Origin of the sequence: Saccharothrix sp. NRRL B-16314, from assembly GCF_000716595.1 — a bacterium.
Lineage (GTDB): Bacteria > Actinomycetota > Actinomycetes > Mycobacteriales > Pseudonocardiaceae > Actinosynnema.
Map to the genome: position 1 here is coordinate 1 of NZ_JNXC01000167.1, position 359 is coordinate 359.

Annotated in this window: 1 protein-coding gene; it reads right to left on the reverse strand. The window is 73.3% G+C overall.

The window, feature by feature from the left end; all coding sequences use genetic code 11:
• Positions 1-239, reverse strand: a 239-nt coding sequence (locus OQ02_RS43460) for a hypothetical protein (RefSeq protein WP_197043731.1), incomplete at its 3' end; no start/stop codon positions are given.
• Positions 240-359 lie beyond the last annotated feature (120 nt).

Below are 359 nucleotides of genomic sequence, written 5' to 3' on the forward strand. Positions count from 1 at the left end.
GCGTTGGCGAGGGTCTGGCCGAGCCGGACGGCGCCGGGGTCCACCGTGCCGTCGGCGGCCCAGAGGCCGCGGCCGGTGATCCGGGAGGTCTCGGCGGCGGTCAGCGGCGCCGTGACGTCCGGGAAGCCGGGGAAGTGTTCGGACGAGCCGGTGGTGAAGGGGTTCTCCTGGGGCACGTGCACCCGTTCCTCTCGACTGGGCTGGTGGCTGTCCGCGATGCGGACGGTCGCAAGCCTCACGTATGGGCGGCGGAGCGGCCAGAGCGCACGAACGGCGCACGTGTCACGCAACCGGTCGGGAACGACACAAGCCGCCCCGAAGTCGATGTTTGGGGACGGCGGGCCGGGGTGGTGTCGGGG